14 protein-coding genes are annotated in these 18,219 nt (G+C 51.3%); 10 read left to right on the forward strand and 4 right to left on the reverse strand.

The window, feature by feature from the left end; genetic code table 11:
• Window positions 1–25: 25 nt before the first annotated feature.
• Genes B2R29_RS06240 through B2R29_RS06270 form a run of 7 tightly spaced genes read left to right on the forward strand, consistent with a single transcriptional unit; the run spans window position 26 to window position 7,745 of the window.
• Window positions 26–2,935 (forward strand): insulinase family protein, encoded by a 2,910-nt coding sequence (locus B2R29_RS06240; RefSeq protein WP_301180258.1) that lies wholly within the window; start codon window positions 26–28, stop codon window positions 2,933–2,935.
• On the forward strand, window positions 2,936–3,706 hold the full coding sequence (locus B2R29_RS06245) for a DUF3450 domain-containing protein (protein ID WP_301180259.1): 771 nt from the start codon (window positions 2,936–2,938) through the stop codon (window positions 3,704–3,706).
• On the forward strand, window positions 3,706–5,025 hold the full coding sequence (locus B2R29_RS06250; protein ID WP_301180260.1) for a MotA/TolQ/ExbB proton channel family protein: 1,320 nt from the start codon (window positions 3,706–3,708) through the stop codon (window positions 5,023–5,025). Before B2R29_RS06245 ends, B2R29_RS06250 begins: the two co-directional genes overlap by 1 nt.
• Window positions 5,022–5,537 (forward strand): MotA/TolQ/ExbB proton channel family protein, encoded by a 516-nt coding sequence (locus B2R29_RS06255; protein ID WP_301180261.1) that lies wholly within the window; start codon window positions 5,022–5,024, stop codon window positions 5,535–5,537. Before B2R29_RS06250 ends, B2R29_RS06255 begins: the two co-directional genes overlap by 4 nt.
• Complete coding sequence (locus tag B2R29_RS06260; protein WP_068435030.1) at window positions 5,537–5,938, forward strand: ExbD/TolR family protein; 402 nt, start codon at window positions 5,537–5,539, stop codon at window positions 5,936–5,938. The genes B2R29_RS06255 and B2R29_RS06260 overlap by 1 nt, the downstream gene beginning before the upstream one ends.
• Window positions 5,935–6,555 (forward strand): energy transducer TonB, encoded by a 621-nt coding sequence (locus B2R29_RS06265; RefSeq protein ID WP_301180262.1) that lies wholly within the window; start codon window positions 5,935–5,937, stop codon window positions 6,553–6,555. Before B2R29_RS06260 ends, B2R29_RS06265 begins: the two co-directional genes overlap by 4 nt.
• Window positions 6,552–7,745, forward strand: coding sequence for a hypothetical protein (locus B2R29_RS06270; RefSeq protein ID WP_301180263.1), 1,194 nt, complete (start codon window positions 6,552–6,554; stop codon window positions 7,743–7,745). The genes B2R29_RS06265 and B2R29_RS06270 overlap by 4 nt, the downstream gene beginning before the upstream one ends.
• Window positions 7,746–7,779: 34 nt before the next feature.
• On the opposite strand, the gene xthA is transcribed toward B2R29_RS06270, so the two are convergent.
• Entirely contained in the window at window positions 7,780–8,592 is an 813-nt protein-coding gene (xthA, locus tag B2R29_RS06275; protein WP_301180264.1) for an exodeoxyribonuclease III, read from the reverse strand.
• A complete protein-coding gene (gene thiI / locus B2R29_RS06280; protein WP_301180265.1) occupies window positions 8,585–10,093 on the reverse strand; it encodes a tRNA uracil 4-sulfurtransferase ThiI in 1,509 nt (502 codons plus the stop codon). Before thiI ends, xthA begins: the two co-directional genes overlap by 8 nt.
• Before the next feature lie 240 nt (window positions 10,094–10,333).
• On the opposite strand from thiI, the gene phbB reads away from it, so the two are divergent.
• Window positions 10,334–11,080 (forward strand): acetoacetyl-CoA reductase, encoded by a 747-nt coding sequence (phbB, locus tag B2R29_RS06285; RefSeq protein ID WP_076514863.1) that lies wholly within the window; start codon window positions 10,334–10,336, stop codon window positions 11,078–11,080.
• 77 nt (window positions 11,081–11,157) lie between these two features.
• On the opposite strand, the gene B2R29_RS06290 is transcribed toward phbB, so the two are convergent.
• Both B2R29_RS06290 and B2R29_RS06295 read right to left on the reverse strand, forming a co-directional pair.
• Window positions 11,158–12,387, reverse strand: a complete 1,230-nt coding sequence (locus tag B2R29_RS06290) for a tyrosine-type recombinase/integrase (RefSeq protein WP_301180267.1) — start codon at window positions 12,385–12,387, stop codon at window positions 11,158–11,160.
• Window positions 12,388–13,096: 709 nt separating this feature from the next.
• A complete protein-coding gene (locus tag B2R29_RS06295) occupies window positions 13,097–14,182 on the reverse strand; it encodes an AraC family transcriptional regulator (RefSeq protein WP_301180268.1) in 1,086 nt (361 codons plus the stop codon).
• 53 nt (window positions 14,183–14,235) lie between these two features.
• Here B2R29_RS06295 and B2R29_RS06300 point away from each other — a divergent pair, with 53 nt between their 5' ends.
• Both B2R29_RS06300 and rapA read left to right on the forward strand, forming a co-directional pair.
• Entirely contained in the window at window positions 14,236–15,720 is a 1,485-nt protein-coding gene (locus B2R29_RS06300; RefSeq protein WP_301180269.1) for a flavin-containing monooxygenase, read from the forward strand.
• 162 nt (window positions 15,721–15,882) lie between these two features.
• Window positions 15,883–18,219 (forward strand): RNA polymerase-associated protein RapA (rapA, locus tag B2R29_RS06305; protein ID WP_301180270.1); only part of this gene is annotated, 2,337 nt, incomplete at its 3' end.

An 18,219-nucleotide genomic window follows, 5' to 3' on the forward strand; every position in this document is an offset into this window, starting at 1 on the left:
TGTTCTCAGGGATCATGCTATCGACATGTCAGAAACTATGCAGCACTCTTCGTTTAAAAAAGTATCATCTACGCCAGTCGACTCTCTAAATATCGTTATTGAGCACTATGAACACATAAAGACGGGCGCCCCGCATTACCATATCCGTAGCGAGCATGAGGAAAAAGCCTTCCTGCTCGCCGTCAGGACCATGCCGCACGACTCAACCGGTGTGGCGCATATTCTTGAACATACCGCGCTTTGTGGCAGCGAGAAATTCCCGGTCCGTGATCCGTTCTTTATGATGACCCGTCGGTCGCTGAATACTTTTATGAATGCGATGACCAGTAGTGACTGGACTGCGTATCCCTTTGCTTCGCAGAATGATAAAGACTTCCTGAATCTGTTGGATGTTTATCTCGACGCTGTCTTCTTCGCCAATCTTGATGAATTGGATTTTGCGCAGGAAGGTCATCGCATTGAACTTGCCGATAAAGATGACCCGAACTCAGCACTTGAATACAAAGGTGTTGTTTTCAATGAAATGAAAGGCGCCATGTCATCGCCCGTATCCCAGCTTTGGCAGGGAATCAGCGGAGAGCTATTCCCGACAACGACCTATCATTACAACAGCGGCGGTGAGCCCGAGAATATTCTCGACCTGTCGTATCAGGAATTGCTTGATTTCTATCGCAGTCATTACCACCCAACGAACGCCATTATCATGACATTCGGGGATATGGAAGTGGCAGACATTCAGTACCGGATGGATCAGCAGGCATTGAGTCGCTTTGATAAACAGGACAGGCAATTGCGGGTAGAGCCTGAACGGCGTTTTTCAGAGCCTCAACATAAAGAAGCGCTCTACGGCGTTGATTCGGATGACCTGAGTGCCAAAACCCACCACGTCATTGGTTGGCTGTTGGGTGATTCTATTGATCTCGATGCCCAACTTGAGGCTAACCTGCTGAGTCAGGTGCTGCTTGATAACAGTGCCTCTCCGTTGCGTCGGGCTCTTGAGGAAAGTGATCTTGGTACGACACCGTCACCTCTCTGCGGTCTGGAAGATTCTAACCGCGAAATGTCGTTCATGTGTGGACTTGAGGGTAGTGAGCCGGAGCACGCTGAGGCGGTTGAAGCCCTGATCCTCAATACCCTCGAGAAAGTTGCCGAAGAGGGCGTTCCTGTCGAAATGGTTGAAGCAGCTCTGCATCAGCTCGAGCTTCATCAACGCGAGATAGGAGGGGACCATTACCCTTATGGGTTGCAGCTGATCCTGACTGCACTGCCTGCTGCAACACACTATGGTGATCCTGTTGCATTACTGAACCTTGATCCGGCACTCGAACGTTTACGTGCTAAGGCATCGTCGCCAGGCTTCATATCAGACGCTGTCAGGCAGCTGCTTCTTACCAATACCCACCGTGTCCGCTATACCCTTAAGCCTTCCAGTACCTTGAATGCCGAAAAGGCGGACAAAGAAAAAGCTCGCCTGGAGAATGAACGTGCGAACATGTCAGACGCCGATATCCAGGCATTGAAGGATAAGGCAGAGGCACTGGAAGCCCGGCAGGTGCAGGAAGATGATCCCGACGTTCTTCCGAAAGTAGGGCTTGAGGATATTCGCCCTGAGCTGACATACGTTGCGCCTACCGCTGAGCGGTCTGATCACATCGAGACCACAGAGTATGTCACCGGTACGAATGGAATTATCTATCAGCAGGCAATGCTCAATCTGCCCCCAATGACCCGTGAGCAAATGACCTGGTTGCCTTTCTATACTCAGGCATGGACAGAAGCCGGTGCTGGCGGGAATTCGTATCTGACTCAGCAGCAACGCCAGACAGAGGTGCTGGGGTCTCTGACGTCTTACGCCTCGGTGAAAGGTGATATCGAAGACTGTAATCGTCTCTCGGGGTACCTGGTGATGACGGGTAAGGCATTGGGGAACCGCGCGGAGCCGTTCTCCGACATGATTCGGGAAACCTGGAAAAGTGCAGACTTCAGCGAAGAAGGCCGCCTCAAGGACCTGTTAAATCAGGCTCGTGCTCGTAAAGAGCAAGGCATAACGGGCAGTGGTCATGCGCTTGCAATGTCGGCAGCCGCAGCGCCGATCAATCGCACGGCGGATTTGATGAATACACTCGGCGGGCTGCCGCAGGCTAAACGCCTGAAAGAAAGAACAGAGCGCTTCGCCTCGGACGGCGCAGGCTTTGTCTCCGAGGCACTTCGCGATATCAATTCTCTGATCAAAGATGGTCCGGATTCAATACTTCTCGTTCATGATGAGCAAAATGCAGCGCAGCATATTGCAGCAGCTTGTAAAGACTGGGATAATGCGAATCATTATCGGAAAGATTGCATTGACTGGAGTGCCACGTCAATGGCGAGCTATTGGATGGTCGATTCACAGGTGAACTTCTGTGCGTGGGCTATTCCAACCGTGACGCTCGACCATCCGGATGCAGCGGCGCTTGCCGTTCTGGGTGGCGTGCTTCGCAACGGCTACCTTCACACCGCTATTCGCGAGAAAGGCGGAGCGTATGGGGCCGGAGCATCTCAGGATTCCTCTCTCGGGTGTTTTAAATTCTTCACCTACCGCGACCCGCGAACCGAGGGCAGCTTCGATGATTTTGCGAAATCCCTGGGTTGGGTATTGAATCGCACCAACGGAGATGACCTGATTGAACAGTCCGTTCTCGGGATTATTGGCAGCCTCGACCGTCCGGGGTCGCCAGCAGGAGAAGCCAAGCAAGCGTTTCATATGGATAAGTCAGGACGCACGCAGGTTGTGCGACAGCTGTTCCGCGATCGCCTGCTAAAGGTAAGCTGGGCGGATGTACTGCAAGTGACGGATAAATACCTGGTGGGTCAGGATGGTCATCGAGCTGTCGTGGCACCACGCGGGACTGCAGAGATAGCAAGTAAACTCGGACTGACAATAGGAGAGTACTGAGTGAACCGATTTACATTGCCACTGGCGGTGAGCATTTTAATGTTCCCGCTGGCGGCAGGTGCCGAGGCTGACGTTGCCTCTAAAATGGTGCTGAAAAGCGATAAAGACAGTGCTGCAATTCAGCAGAGAATTAACGCTCTCGATGACGATACCCGCGACAAGCTGGAAGAGACCCGTCAGCTTCTTGCACGTGCTGAGCAACTGGCACTCTATAACAGTCAGATGGAAGCCATTATTGCTGATCAGGAAGAAGAAAAGTTAAGCCTGGATCAGCAAATCGAAGACATTAACGATACTGAGCAAGGTATTTTGCCTCTTATGCAGTTGATGCTTTCTCAGTTGGAAGCAGATATTGAAACAGGCCTGCCGTTCCTTAAAGAAGAACGAGCGGTTCGCCTGGCTAAATTGAAGGCGTCGCTTGGCCGCGCGGATGTCACCGTATCTGAGAAGTTCAGACGCGTGCTTGAAGCTCTCCAGATTGAAGTTGATTACGGGCGTACGATTGAACGCTATCGCGAGAATAAAGATGGCAGGGCGTTTGATTACCTCAGAATAGGCAATGTCGCGCTTTATCGCCGCTCACTTGATGCTGGAGAATCCTGGATCTGGGCGGATGGTGACTGGCAGGCTCTTTCAGGCGATCTGGCCAAGCCTTTAGAGCGCGCGGCCCGCGTGGCAGAGCAGAGTGTCGCTCCACAATTAATCGTCGTGCCAATACCCGGAACAGAAACGTCCGAATCAAAAATATCTGGCAAAAAAGGGGCTGAATAATGAGATTTATTACGACCCTCATCCTTGCTTGGATAGCCCCCCTTGTGATTGCCGATACTTTGATCGAAAGCGCTCAGCAGTTCACCAGGTACGAGCAGAACTTTGACCAGGCTCGCCTGGCTGCTTTTAAACAGGATCTGGCTTCGCAGGAAAGGGCGCTGCAACAGGCGCGTTCGTCACTGGCTGCAGAAGAAAACCGTGCAGAAGAGCTTCGCTCTCAATTCTCTCGCAATGAAGAAATTCTCACCGAAAAAACCGAAGCTTTGCGCCTTCGTACGGGTAGCCTTGGCGAAATGTTTGGTGTGGTTCGCCAGGTTGCAGGTGATTTAAGAACGATTACATCCAGCAGCATTACCCGTGTAGACGGTACAGAAACACCAGCAAACCTGGATGCACTGGCCGAGTCCAAGGCTCTGCCTGATCTCGGAAAGATCAAAGCCCTATGGCAGACCCTACGTCAGGAAGCTTCTCTGAGTGGAGATGTTGCTTACCTGACTGCGCCTGTCGTCCAGGCAGATGGCTCTACAGCGGAAGAAAACGTCGTGCGCTTGGGTGCTTTTACCGTTATCGGCACCAATAACGGCGGTCAGTACCTCATCGCCGATGAGCAACTGGGCGCGCTGCGTCCGCCGTACCGCCAGCCGGGCGAAGCTGCAATGCTGGCCGACTGGCTTGATAGCACCGGAATAGCCCTTGTCGGCCTTGACCCTTCTCGTGGTGCACTCCTGAATATCGAAGCCGCCACGCCCTCCATTGGTGAGCGTATTCAGCAGGGAGGTACGATTGGCTACATCATTATTGCTCTCGGCGGTGTCGGCCTGCTGATAGCGCTCTGGAGACTGGCAGCACTTCTGCAGATCAGCGCAGGTATGCGCCGCCAGCTGAGCGATAAGTTGGCGGCGAAAGATGACAACGCCCTGGGTCGTGTCATGATTGCCTCTCTTGGGGATCGCACTGATACCGAACTGCTTGAAGCAAGGCTTGATGAGGCCGTACTACGTGAGCTTCCTGCCATTGAACGAGGTCAGTCGGTTATTAAGCTGCTGGCAGGCATTGCACCTCTTATGGGGCTGCTTGGTACTGTGACTGGCATGATTGCGACGTTTCAGGCCATTACCGCGTTTGGTTCAGGCGATGCAAAACTGATGGCTGCGGGTATCTCTCAGGCTCTGATTACTACGGTGCTTGGTCTGGTGGTTGCTGTTCCTCTGTTGCTGCTTCATAGCTGGGTAGCCTCACGCAGTCGCGAATTGGTACACATCCTTGATGAGCAGTCAGCAGGCATAATCGCTGAGGCGCAGGAGTCATCACGCAAATGATCTGGCTGACAGATTTTTTTGAGCGTGGTGGTCCGGTTCTGTATGCCGTGCTGCTGACCGCGGTATTTCTCTGGGTTCTGATTTGCCTGCGACTTTGGTTTTTCTACATTGAGCGTAAGCGTTTCTTTGAAAAGCTCTCGGGAGATTGGCGTTTGCGTTCGGACCGTACCAGCCGCAATGCGCGTTATATACGTAAGGCGTGGATTGGTCGGTTCTATCTTGAGGCGACCCGCACTATGCCGCTGTTGGCAACATTGATAGCAATCTGCCCACTTCTTGGTTTGTTGGGTACGGTTACCGGGATGATTCAGGTGTTTGATGTGTTGTCAGCCACAGGGACAGGCAATGCCCGGGCGATGGCGTCGGGCATTGCACAGGCGACGCTGCCAACCATGGCCGGTCTCGTCGTTGCGTTATCTGGCTTGTATTTTCGCAGTCGTTTTCAGCGATTGGCTGAGCGTAGCCAGCAGGAACTGGCAGATCGACTGCCGTTGAGTGAGGAGTTGGCCTGATGGCTCGCAGACACGTTGCCTCAGAAGGGCAGGAAGGTGATATCGACATCACTCCGATGCTGGATATCGTGTTTATCATGCTGATTTTCTTTATCGTGACGACCTCTTTCGTGAAAGAGAGTGGCGTTACGGTGAGCCGTCCGACAGCCAGTACCGCTGAAAGCAAGCAGGGCAGTAATATCCTGATTGCGATTCGTGCAAACGGAGAAATCTGGATCGATAAACGCTCGGTGGATCTTCGCGCTGTGCGCGCGAATACCGAGCGACTTAAAGCGGAGAGTCCTGAAGGTGCTGTGGTCATTCAGGCAGATGAGTTCGCACCGACCGGAATACTCGTTAAGGTAATGGATCAGGTACGTCTTGCCGGTGTTACGGATATATCGGTAGCGGCAACAGAATGATATCGATTAAACCACTGGTAGCTGTTTTCGGTGGCTTGTCAGTCGCCGTTCTTCTTTTTCTTGGTATGGCGGCCATGGTAGCGCCACCTGATGATTTTGCGTTAAATCGTGAAGAACCTGTACTGGTCGACTTTTCCAGTCGGCGTCAGGATTCGGCGTCTGAAACGCGTTCGCGTAAGAAACCGCCACCTCCTCCCGAAACGCCGATGACTCCTCAGTCAAACACGCAGGATCAAACTCCTGCCCCGGTGACCGCGCCGGCATTGAGTCTGAGCCCTCTCAGCCCGGATTTGAGCGTGGGTGAACTTGTGTCCTCGTCAGGGTTGCTGGATGGTGTGTCGGTTGCTGACGCCGAAGTGGCCCCCTTGGTCCGGCCACCGGCGGTATATCCAGCCAGAGCAAAGATGAGAAACATCGAAGGTAGCGTCACAGCCAGGCTTACTATCCGGCCTGATGGAACAGTCAGTGACGTTGAGATTATCCAGGCAGAGCCAGAAGGCGTCTTTGAGCGAGAGGCCATGAGGGCGATGTATCGATATCGTTTCTCTCCCAAAATGGTTGATGGTGAAGCGGTGACGCAAACAGCCACACAAACGCTGGAGTTTTCACTGCAATGAATCGTCTTGTTTACAGCCTGATCTGCCTTGTTTTGCTTTTTCCCGGGCTCTCTACCTATGCATCAACGCTCTCTGAGCGACAGTATCGCCTGCTTGAAAAAGCACAGGAATTAGTCGCTGAAGAGTCGTATCAGGAGGCATTGGAAGAAACGCAGGATGCCGCGGATGATTGGGACGCAGGGCTTGGTTTGGTGCTTATTCTTCAGTTAAGAGGCCAGGTCTATCAGATGCTCGATCAGCCGGAGAAAACGCTGGAATCATACGAGCGAGCACTGTCCCTTGATGTACTCGAGGGAACTCGCCGCTCAGCCCTGGCTGCAGCGGTAGCACAGTTGTATCTGATTGGCAGTCAGCCGATGAAGGCCAGGGATATTCTGATTCCGGCGTTGCAAGCTCCTGCGGGTGATGGTCTTAATCACGCCCCGCAGGCCTATGTTATTGTGGCCATTTCGTATCAGACACAAGAGCGCTGGCGCGAGTCCTTGCCGTGGTTGGTTCAAGCGGAAGCGTACGCAACATCAATTCCAGAAAATTGGTTGGCAATGCGTGCCGCGGCAGAGTTTCAGACGAGTGATTTTGCCGCAGCCGAAGTAACCATGAAAAGACTTGTTGAACGGGCTCCCGACAAAAGAAATTACTGGGTGCAACTTGCAGCAGCGCAGCAGTTTCAGGATAAACAGGCTGAACAACTCGTAAGCCTGGAAATTGCACATCAACGCGGTCTGCTTTCAGGGAGTAGCGAAGAGCTGCTGATGATACAGCTGCAGGCAGCGCAGGATATGCCCGCCCGCGCCGCCAGGAACCTTGAGCGGCGAATTGCCGATCAAACATCTGCCGACAGCGACATCGCCAATGAATTGCGCCTGTTGAGTGCCTTCCAGCGTCAAGCTCGTGACCTCGCCGCTGCCGCTAAGACTATGGTGTCAGGTGATGTCGCGTCCGTTAATGAAGCCATTCAGCTGGCGATGATGGACGGTGATTGCCCGCTGGTTAAGAAGCTTGCGGGAGCAAATGTCCGCAGGCTCGAAGGTGTGACGATGATTTCGGTTGCGCAGTGCGAACTGAATGATAACGACACCGCGGGTGCAAGAGAATGGTTTCAGAGAGCTGGCGAGAAAGCTGACAGTGCGGTGATCGCCTCTCAATGGCTGGCGTATTTGTCAGATCTGCAAAAGGCAGGATTAAGGTAGATTGCTACCTTAATCCCAGACGTATGCGCAAAAGTTATTTGAACGTGGCCCAGATAGGGGCATGATCGGATGGTTTTTCTGTGCCCCGTATCTCGTACGAGACCCCCGCATTAATACAGCGTTCATAGAGGGACGGTGTTACCAGAATATGATCGATCCTCAGCCCGCGCTTGGGCGTGTCGTCAAACCCTTTTGAACGATAATCAAACCAGCTGAACGTGTTGCTGTCTGACGGATGAATCTTACGATGGGCATCCTGAAGCCCCCAGTTGAGTAGGGTTCCGTACCACTCTCGCTCTTCAGGCTGGAAACTGCACTTTCCTGATTTTAACCAGCGCTTGCGGTTTGGCTCACCAATTCCGATGTCGGTATCTTCAGGTGAAATATTCATATCACCCATAATCAGAACGTTATCGTCAGTGGTGAAGTTTTCATTCAGATAGCGCATCAGATCAGAATAGAACTTACGCTTCGCCGGGAACTTTGTTTCGTGATGGATACTTTCACCCTGCGGAAAGTAGCCATTAATGACATGCCAGAGCTCACCGTCGATGCGATACGCCGCATGAATCAGACGTTTTTGGGCGTCCTCGTCATCCCAGGGCCAGCCTTTTTGTACGGACTCCGGAGCGTTGAGGCTGAGAAGGGCTACGCCGTAATGACTCTTTTGACCGAAAAACTCAACGTGATAGCCGATTTCCTGAACAACATCGGCCGGAAACTGTTCGTCGTGAACTTTCGTTTCCTGTAAGCCGATGATATCCGGGGCTAACTGATCGCGGATGGCTTCCAGTTGATGTGGTCGTGCTCGAACGCCGTTGATGTTAAAGCTCACGACTTTAGGCATTAGCTGGCTCCTTCTGTTGTGCATCAGTGAGAGGACGTCGGATGTCGGGTTCATTGAAAATGCCGAATGATATCGTGCTGTCGATGTTCAGGTGATGGGCATGAATGCGGCTCATGGTGCCTTTCTGGCAATAGAGCAAATACCTGTGCTCGTCATTGAACTCGGTGCGCCGGGATTCCAGTTCGTAAAATGGTATTTCCAACACACGATTGTTGGTCAACTGGAGAGGGTTGTCTGCGGATTCAGCCGGGTGTCGAATATCGACAATAATGTCATTGAGCTTTGGTGTTTCGACAATCGGGACATCTTCAAGGCCACTCTCGGCCTCAGTAATTACATCGTCGATTCGCTGAGTGACTGAACGGCTCAGTGCATCTTCAAGTACCGCCATGTCGAAATTTAACTCGGTTTCTTCGACGCGTTTCCGGTCTCCCATGGTGGTCGGATTGACCGAGATTACACCACAGTATTCAGGCATATTTGCAGCGAACGCCTCGGTGCCAATACGGCGTGCGGTGTTGATGATTTCTTGCTTATCCATGGCGGCCAGTGGGCGTAGCACCATGTGATCGGTAACCCGGTCGATGACAGCTAGATTAGTGATGGTTTGCGATGCTACTTGAGCGACCGCCTCACCGGTGACGAGGGCAGGGAGGCGCAGATCATCCGCAACACGTGATGCAGCGCGGAACATCATTCGCTTAAGCACAACGCCCATCTGGCTGGTCTCTACCTTAGTCAGAATTTCAGTCACTACTTCTTCGAAAGGTACCGTCACAAACTTAACTTTGTGCGACTCTCCGTAGGTACTCCACAAATAATGGGCGACTTGCTTAACACCTATTTCGTGGGCGCTACCGCCGAGGTTAAAGAAGCAGAAGTGAGTTTTAAGTCCACGCCGCGTCATCAGGTAGCTGGCTACCGTCGAGTCGAACCCTCCAGAGATCAGTGACAGAACATCGCCCTGACTGCCCAGAGGGTAGCCCCCAAGTCCTTTTATTTGCTGGCGTACTACCTGAACTCTGTCGTTACGTATTTCTGCGTTAACGACGACCTCAGGATTCTTGAGCGACACAGAAACGGCATCTGTCTCTTTGAGTATGCCGCCGCCCATGTATATCTCCGCCTGATGAGAGGTGAAATCATGATGGCCGGCCCGCTTGATGCGCACGCAGAAACTCTTACCAGCGACTCTTTCGCGGTATTCATCTCTTACACGCTGATACGCGTCATCAAGTGTCTCGAATTCGTACTCGCCAATTTCAAGCGAGAAGCCAATACCCGGTGTATGACTCAGGATGTCGATGGCCTTTCGTCTTGAAACGTCGTCTTCCTGATTCATGATAATCAGCAGGCTATCCCACTTATTCTGCACATCTGCCGACAACATGTGCTGACGGAACAGCACCTGCAGATTCTGGCGAAGAATCTTGGTCATCTGTTTTCTTGCAGACTTGGATTTGATAGTGATTTCAGGGAATAGCTTTACAACAAACTTCATGACGGACCGGGGGTAGGTGCAAAACGCGGCATTATAGCCGAGCGTTGGTCAGAGTCATAATGCGTCGGTCGGAGTCATGAGGATTTACACTGCAATGACAGTGGCAACATTGCCATATCAACAGGGCAGGACTAGTGACAATTTCAGCCACTGATGTTCACAAAGCTGCAGGGTAACACTAGTTTCATTAGTAGAAGTTAAAACACGTCTACAGCACGAAGTGAACTGAAGGAGTAGGAAATGGCGAAGCGTATTGCACTCGTTACTGGTGGTACAGGTGGCATAGGATCGGCTATCTGCAAAAAACTTGTGGATGACGGTTATCAGGTCATTGCTGGGTACTATTCGGGCGGTAAGCACGAAAAAGCTCAGAAGTGGCAAGAGCAGATGGCGGCCGAGGGGTACGATATCCCTGTGGCATTCGGCAATATTACCGAATGGGAGTCATGTGAAGCCTGCATTGAAGGAATCAAACGCGACTTCGGTACGATTGATGTACTAGTGAACAATGGCGGCATTACCCGCGATTCTACGCTGCGGAAGATGAATCAGGAGCAGTGGGTCGATGTTATCAATACTGACCTGACCTCCGTGTTTTATATGACGCGGATGGTAGTGAATGACATGCTCGCTAACGGCTATGGGCGAATCATTAACATCAGTTCAGTCAATGGTGAGAAAGGGCAGTTTGGTCAGGCTAACTACTCTGCAGCGAAAGCCGGTATGCACGGCTTTACCAAAGCCGTCGCTCAGGAGGTTGCCAGTAAAGGCGTGACGGTAAATACCATTTCTCCGGGCTATATTGCGACGCCAATGATCATGGAAGTGCCAGAGGAGATTCGCGAGGGGATTCGCAAGAATATCCCGGTCGGGCGTTTCGGTAAGCCAGAGGATATCGCCCGTGTAGTGAGCTTCCTGGCTCATGAGGACGCGAGCTTCATTACAGGTACAAACGTCTCTGCCAACGGTGGTCAGTACATGCACTGACCGGTCCTGAAAATAACCGGAGAACGCCAGCCGCTCTCCGGTTTTCTAACCTGTTTAGTGTTTTACCTGCACCGAGCTCACAGCTCAGGCTTAAGTTTCTTATGGCGAGCACTGGCATGGCGCTCGCGCATTTCTGTATCTATATAACGATCGGTTGTTGCCATGCTGGCGTGACCTGCATCTTCGCGAACATGCTCTTTAGGTCGGAACTTTACGTCTTCGGAGATACCTGTGTGCCTCAGCCAGTGAACGGTTGAAACTTTCAACTCCTGAGCCTCTTCTTTCAACCCTTGATCTGACATTCTGTCGTAGGCCATATCAAAGCATCGCTGCACCAGATAGCGCACTTGGCGCGTACTAGTGACAGGCCCGCGTCCTCTGAGTTTCGGCAGAAGCGGTGTTTGCTCTCCCACATAGGGCATCGGCGGCAGTGATAAGTGAGTCCTGTACCTACGCAGTGCAGACATCATGTCGTCGGATACCGTGACCATCCGCGCTTTATTGCCTTTGCCTACGACCCTTAGCCACCAGTTTCCGTCCTGATCTTGTTGGAAATCACCCATCACCGGCGCAGAACGTTCGTCTGCCACTAACTCTGATATCCTGAGATACATGCCAAACAGGCATTTCATAATAAAGAGTGTTCTTTCGTGTTCTTCGGGTGATGTCTCGGCGAGTTGTTCAACAGTCTCTAAAATGAAATCCCATTGCAGGTTTGAAAGTCGTCGTACCGGCTCTTGGTATGCATGGCGCTGAAGGAACTTACTCTTTTGGCGAATCAGCGAGACGGGGTTGAGTTTCAGGTAGTCTTCCTGGATCAGAAAATTGAAGTAGGTCGACAAAACCGCAAACAAAGACTGGAGCGACTTTTGAGATAACGCCATTGAGGGTGCGTTGCCCAGCTTGTCAGCCTTGCTCACAAAAGGGCGCCATTTGGGGTTTGCAGTACGCTCTCCATTCTTTGACAGAAATCTCGGCGCCTGGACGGAGCCTGTCCAGGCTTTGGGTGGGTTCTGGCAAAAATGAATATAAGCTTCAAGATCCTGACGGGCGAGCTCACCAAGAGACTTCTTCTGAATCATCCAGCTCCACTGAAGTAGCCTTTCTGTTTCGCGGCGATAACTGTTAAAGGTTGCGGTTGAGCCATTGTAGGCCTGCAGAAACGTAATCGTATGGATAAGGTCATCAAACGACTCTGACGGGCTGGCGCCGTAACTCGCAAGAGTCTTACGCGCGTAGGAAAGAGGGTTGCTGATTTCCTCGAGCTGGTCGATCAGTGGTGTTGGTGTCAGGACGTCAGTTTTCATGATGTGAGAGATTGATCGTGTTGTTTGAGTTTGTCTGCCTGTAAGCGTCTTGAACTGTGCTTTAAATTATCGGAAGTAGCAAGTACTGATAAACGATTGGACTACAGCTCGGTATGGTGAAAGCTATAGACATTTGTTTGGTGCCCATGGCCGCATGATTGCCGGGTCATCACTTTGTATTGTGTTGTTATTACAAGAATGAGGAGTGGCGCTTCTCAGTGGTGAACAGAGTCCCATTATGAATCCCTTGTTCGTTCTGTTAATGCTTTTGGGCTTTAATTTACGCTTTTAAGTCGTTGATATTAAATGTATTTAACAGTTCTTATGTTGTTTTTTGGGATGCTTTTGTCCGGACTGACCTTGTGGGATCATTGGTGCTCACTAGTAGGCTGGTCTGTTTTATGTGAAGCTGATGATGATTTATGTGACGTTGTACCAAGGGTTGTTTCGGCTGCTTCTTCATGGTAATTCGAGACCGTGTCAGCGTGAGAGTCTGCAGTTCAAAGTCGGGCTTGGCACGGATAACTCAGTGACAGTTTTAGTGACAGTTATCAAGGGAGAATCGAGGAAAATCTGAGTATTTATTGGTGTGTTTCACCGGAATATCGGATGTCTTATCTATTCCGATAATAACAATTATCGGAAGTAATGTAGGTGTTGCTATGTTATGTTTCAATCCACTAACGGCCTGCTGTTCTATTAAAATCGACTAACCCCTGCTTTTTAAGCGGTACGAATGTGGCGTTGTTCCATGCCAGCGCTTAAATGCATTGATGAAGCTCGTCGGCTCGGCGTATCCGAGTCTCTCAGCAATTTGAGGTATGCTGAGCTGTGGCCCAGAGAGCAAGTCGTCCGCAAGTGACATCCTCACTTCTTCGCGGAGCTCGGTAAAGGTTACCCCTTCAACGGAAAGTCGTCTCCGCAAGGTTCGAGGAGTCATATGAAGAGACGCGCTGATTTCATCCATCGTTGGCATGCAGCCTGCCCTGACCATTATCTGATCTCTTACGGCGGCTGAAAATCCCTCTCGCCCTCGGCGGAGTTCCAGTAGTTGCCGACATTGATCTATGGCTGCACTATGGGCAAGCTCATTGGCTTGCGGTAAGGGGTTACCGAATATAGAACGATCAAATCGCACGCAATTCTCACTGCATCCGAACTCGGGACTTGTGCTGAGTAATGATTCATAGATTGATACGTCGCATGGCGCTGAAGTCTTGAATGATGCCCTTCTTGTCATCGGTCTCAAATCATATAAGTCACGGGCAACGGTAATTAGTGCTGAGACATCCCTCTCGACAATAAATTGAGCCAGGTCCTTGGGGAGGTTTTCGTCGTGTATGTAGACGCATAAATCCTCCCCATCTTCGACAACCTCGAACCGGGTAAAGGCAAACGTGAGATGGAAATGTTGCAGGGCGACATCGAGGGCGCTGCGCATGTCGCGACTACTGACAATTGCGAAACCGAGTGCGCCAAAAGCGGTGAAGTGGTATCGCATTCCTGTCCTTATTCCCACTGCTGGTGCGTCGCCCAGTGTGGCTACCAGGTTCGCAATAACCCTGAGCTCCTGCTCGGCTAAAACCGTCGAGTTTGGTTCTAGTAATTGATGTTGGCCCAACCCAGTTCCTGCCAGTAGTGATCCAATGGATATTCCCTGCTCCGTTGCGAACTCACACATCAGGCGCACACTGGTAACGCTTCGCTGGAAATTCCATTGGGTCATTCGTTGCTCTCTGCTCTTTATGTGTCCTGTTTTAACGATATTTTGTCCCGGCAAGGTATCGGACAGCAAGCCTTCCTTGGGTAATCTTCGTTAAATCGAAAAAACAAGATAGGAAGGCCGCGGTGAGATCGAAGGCATTAGCAAAAGACACAACAAGCAAAGATGATATAAGTATTGCAATTATTGGTTCAGGCTTTGGCGGGCTGGGCTTGGCGATTCAGCTAAAAAAGGCTGGCATCAATAACTTCACTATCTTTGAAAAAGCGAGCGATGTAGGTGGAGTATGGCGTGACAATACCTATCCGGGAGCCGCGTGTGACGTACCCTCTCATCTCTATTCTTTCTCATTTGAGCAGGAACTGGGGTGGAATAATCGCTTCGGGACAGCGGATGAGATCCATGGATATTTGCGCCACTGCGCTGATAAGTACGGCATCCGACAGCACATACGATTCAATACCGAGATCGTCAGTGCAGAATTCGATGAGTCTGATTCAGTTTGGATGTTGCGTACTGCTGAAGGGGAGGTTCATGGTGCGATGATTATGGTGGCCGCTGTAGGCCAGCTGAACCGCCCAGCGTATCCAGACCTGAAAGGCAGCAGTGTTTTTGCGGGTAAAACATTTCATTCGGCCCGATGGGATCATGACTACGACCTCAAGGGTAAGCGAGTCGCTGTCGTCGGCACAGGGGCCAGTGCTATCCAGTTTATACCTGAAATTCTGTCTCAGGTTGCTCATATTGATGTGTATCAGAGATCGGCTCCTTATGTTTTGCCCAAGCCTGACAAAAGGTATGGAAGATTGAAGAAAGCGTTGTTTCGTAACTTCCCTCTTCTACAGACTCTGGATAGGGGGTGGCAATATAGTTACCACGAGCTGCGCCAGCTTGGTCTGAATTTTCGGGTGAACGATTCGTCGATTGTTGATCGGGTTTTTCGGAGGCACCTGCGTGCATCCGTTGAAGATGCTGACCTAAGAAGTCGACTTACACCTGAATACCCTATTGGTTGCAAACGCATTCTTATTTCAAATCACTGGTACAAAGCCCTTGTTGATCCAAAGGTCGAAGTGGTTGATAAGGGTATTGCAGAAATTCTACCGAGTAGCATAAAGACGTGTGATGGGAAGGAGCGCGAGGTAGACGCCATTATTTACGGTACTGGGTTTGCCGCAACAGACTTTCTTGCGCCCATGAAGATAGCTGGGCTCGATGGTCAGCTGCTAAAACAAGCCTGGGCCGAGGGTGCTGAAGCATATCTTGGTCTTACTGTAAGCGGCTTTCCTAATATGTTCATGCTGTACGGGCCGAATACTAATCTGGGTCACAATTCCATTATTTACATGCTTCAGAGCCAGATTGAGTACATCCTGGATGCAGTTCAGAAGATGAAGGGTGCCAATCTGCGATTTCTTAACTTGCGCAAGAACGTTCAGGATGAGTTCAACCGCGAGATACAGGAGCGAATGAAATCTACGGTTTGGGCCCAGGGGTGTACCAGTTGGTATCAGACAGATACCGGTAAAAACACTAACAACTGGCCAGGCTCTACACTCGAGTATCGAAAGCGCACCCGTCGCCTGAATCTCGTGCACTATGCCATTTGATTGGTGCAGGCCCTGAATAATCGGGAAGGTACTGGTCTGCCAGTGCCTTTAGTCGGAGCCTTTAGGTAGGAATATAACCGTGTATCGGGTAAAATTCGCGGCCTCTCATTCGCCGCACTTTCCGGCGGCGTATCACGCGATATATCAGGTTATTTATAAGCTATGTTTGTAGTTGGTCAGCGATGGATCAGTGAAGCCGAAACAGATCTGGGGTTGGGGCTTATTCAAAGTGTCGATTTCAGAATGGTCACCGTCTACTTCCCTGTCACGGATGAGTCGAGAACTTATTCTATCCAGGGGGCTCCCCTGACCCGCATACGATTTGCGCCGGGGGATGAAGTTCCACTTCAGGATGGCACTCTGTTTACAGTTACTGAAGTCACCGAAATAGACGACATTCTCTTTTACGGTAATGGCGACCGGGATATCCCTGAAACCATGCTAGCCGCTGCGATTCAGTTGAATGCGCCTTCCGATCGATTGTTTACCGGGCAGATAGATAATAACAATCTGTTCGAGCTGAGGCAGTCTGCTCTTTCCAGAATCGCGGAGTTACGTAGCCGCCCTTACTATGGTTTGCTGGGCGCGCGTACTAACCTGTTGCCACATCAGTTGCATATTGCAGAGCAGACCACTCAGGACGCGCTGCCTCGCGTTCTGCTTGCCGATGAAGTCGGGCTAGGTAAAACCATCGAAGCAGGTCTGATATTGCATCGTCTGGTCCGACTGCATCGCGTGCAGCGAGTCCTTATTCTGGTGCCCGATCACCTTGTGCATCAGTGGCTTGTAGAGATGGTCCGCCGCTTCAATCTTCACTTCAATGTCGCGACAGAAGCCGATTTTATCGAAGGTAACGGATTTTCTTCTGGCCAGATGTTTATCTGTCCGCTGTCTCTGGCAACAACAGATATCGGAGCAGCCGAGGCGCTGTCTGAGGACTGGGATGTGGTTGTGGTCGATGAAGCGCACCACTTGCAGTGGTCTCCTGATCATCAGGATGACGGCTACCGACTGGTAGAGCAGCTTTCAATGATTGCACCGTCAGTGCTTCTGCTGACGGCAACTCCTGAACAGCTCGGCATTGAGGGTCATTATGCCCGTCTTCGCCTGCTGGATCCTGATCGTTATCCTTCTCTGGCGGCCTTCCTTGAACAGCAGGATAAGTATCGGCCATATGCTGAATTGGCATCAGCGCTCGATGCTGGTGGTAAACTGACCAGCGATCAGCAGGCGCTTCTGGATGCCAGCATTGCAGATCATGAGAAGGACTCTGATGAGCGCGCTCTGAATGCTCTTATCGATCGGTTTGGCCCTGGACGAGCGCTCTACCGCAATACCCGTCACGGTGTTGCCGGTTTCCCTTCCCGATTGCCGGATATTATTCCGCTGCCACTGCCCGCTGACTTTGCAGATAGCCCTGATCAATTACACCCTCAACTGGGTCTTTACGACTGGTGTGCGGCTGATAGTCGCGTTGATTGGCTGCTTGAAATGCTGGCTCAAAATAAGTCAGAGAAGTTCGTTCTGATTACGCACGACTCAGACACCGTGCTTGATCTTGAGAAGTACCTTTGGGAGAAGCACGCTGTACCGTGCTCAGTCTTCCATGAACACATGGATATGGTAGAGCGCGATCGCGCTGCAGCCTACTTTGCTGACCAGGATCAGGGAGCCAGGCTTCTTATATGCTCAGAAATCGGCAGTGAGGGACGTAACTTCCAGTTCGCCTCACAATTGGTTCTGTTCGATTTGCCGTTTAACTGCGACCTTATTGAGCAACGCATTGGTCGTCTCGACCGGATTGGACAGAAGAAAGATATTAATATTCACATACCTGTCTTCGAAAACCACGCGACAGAGCGCTGGGCCCGCCTGCTTCACGAGGCTTTTGACTGTTTCAGCCACCCGAATCCAACTGCTCAGCCTATACTTGAAAAATACGAGGGCAACATAAAGGCCGTCGTGCTCGCGGACGAGTCGGCTGATTCTCTGGCCGCTACTATTTCGGCAGAACGGCAGGCGCTTGAAGCACAATACGAACAAGGGCGTGACAGACTGCTCGAAATTCACTCGTGCCCTCCCGGGCGCGCTCGTCGCCAGGCCCAGGAAATGGCCATTCAGCATATTGAAGATGAAGCGGAGCTGAATGACTTTATCGAGTTATTCGCAGATGCGTTCGGCCTCGAAGTTGCCGACCTTGGCGGTGCGTGTATTTCTATCGCGCCGGGCAATCATATGCTGGTGCCAGACCTGCCGCACTTGCCTGAAGATGGGTTTATGGCGACGACTCAGCGTGACGTCGCTCTGAGCCGGGATGATGTTCAGTTCCTGAGTTGGGAGCATCCGTTTGTTGATCAGGCGCTAGAGCTTCTGACTACCAGCCCGGTTGGCAACGCGGCCGTTGGTTATATCGAGAATCATGATTTCACAACTGGTGACTGCTTTATTCAATTACAGTTCGCTGCCGTTTGCCCCGCTGCCCGCGCCTTGCAGATTGAA

It is taken from the genome of Thalassolituus sp. UBA3500 (assembly GCF_002377545.1).
In the GTDB taxonomy this organism is placed as follows: domain Bacteria; phylum Pseudomonadota; class Gammaproteobacteria; order Pseudomonadales; family Oceanobacteraceae; genus Thalassolituus.

Bases quoted from the DNA above. Each gene is read 5' to 3' on its own strand.
- B2R29_RS06265 (WP_301180262.1), top strand. From the start codon at position 5,935: ATGATATCGATTAAACCACTGGTAGCTGTTTTCGGTGGCTTGTCAGTC.
- B2R29_RS06270 (WP_301180263.1), top strand. From the start codon at position 6,552: ATGAATCGTCTTGTTTACAGCCTGATCTGCCTTGTTTTGCTTTTTCCC.
- B2R29_RS06290 (WP_301180267.1), bottom strand. From the start codon at position 12,387: ATGAAAACTGACGTCCTGACACCAACACCACTGATCGACCAGCTCGAG.
- B2R29_RS06240 (WP_301180258.1), top strand. From the start codon at position 26: ATGTCAGAAACTATGCAGCACTCTTCGTTTAAAAAAGTATCATCTACG.
- phbB (WP_076514863.1), top strand. From the start codon at position 10,334: ATGGCGAAGCGTATTGCACTCGTTACTGGTGGTACAGGTGGCATAGGA.
- B2R29_RS06260 (WP_068435030.1), top strand. From the start codon at position 5,537: ATGGCTCGCAGACACGTTGCCTCAGAAGGGCAGGAAGGTGATATCGAC.
- B2R29_RS06250 (WP_301180260.1), top strand. From the start codon at position 3,706: ATGAGATTTATTACGACCCTCATCCTTGCTTGGATAGCCCCCCTTGTG.
- B2R29_RS06255 (WP_301180261.1), top strand. From the start codon at position 5,022: ATGATCTGGCTGACAGATTTTTTTGAGCGTGGTGGTCCGGTTCTGTAT.
- thiI (WP_301180265.1), bottom strand. From the start codon at position 10,093: ATGAAGTTTGTTGTAAAGCTATTCCCTGAAATCACTATCAAATCCAAG.
- xthA (WP_301180264.1), bottom strand. From the start codon at position 8,592: ATGCCTAAAGTCGTGAGCTTTAACATCAACGGCGTTCGAGCACGACCA.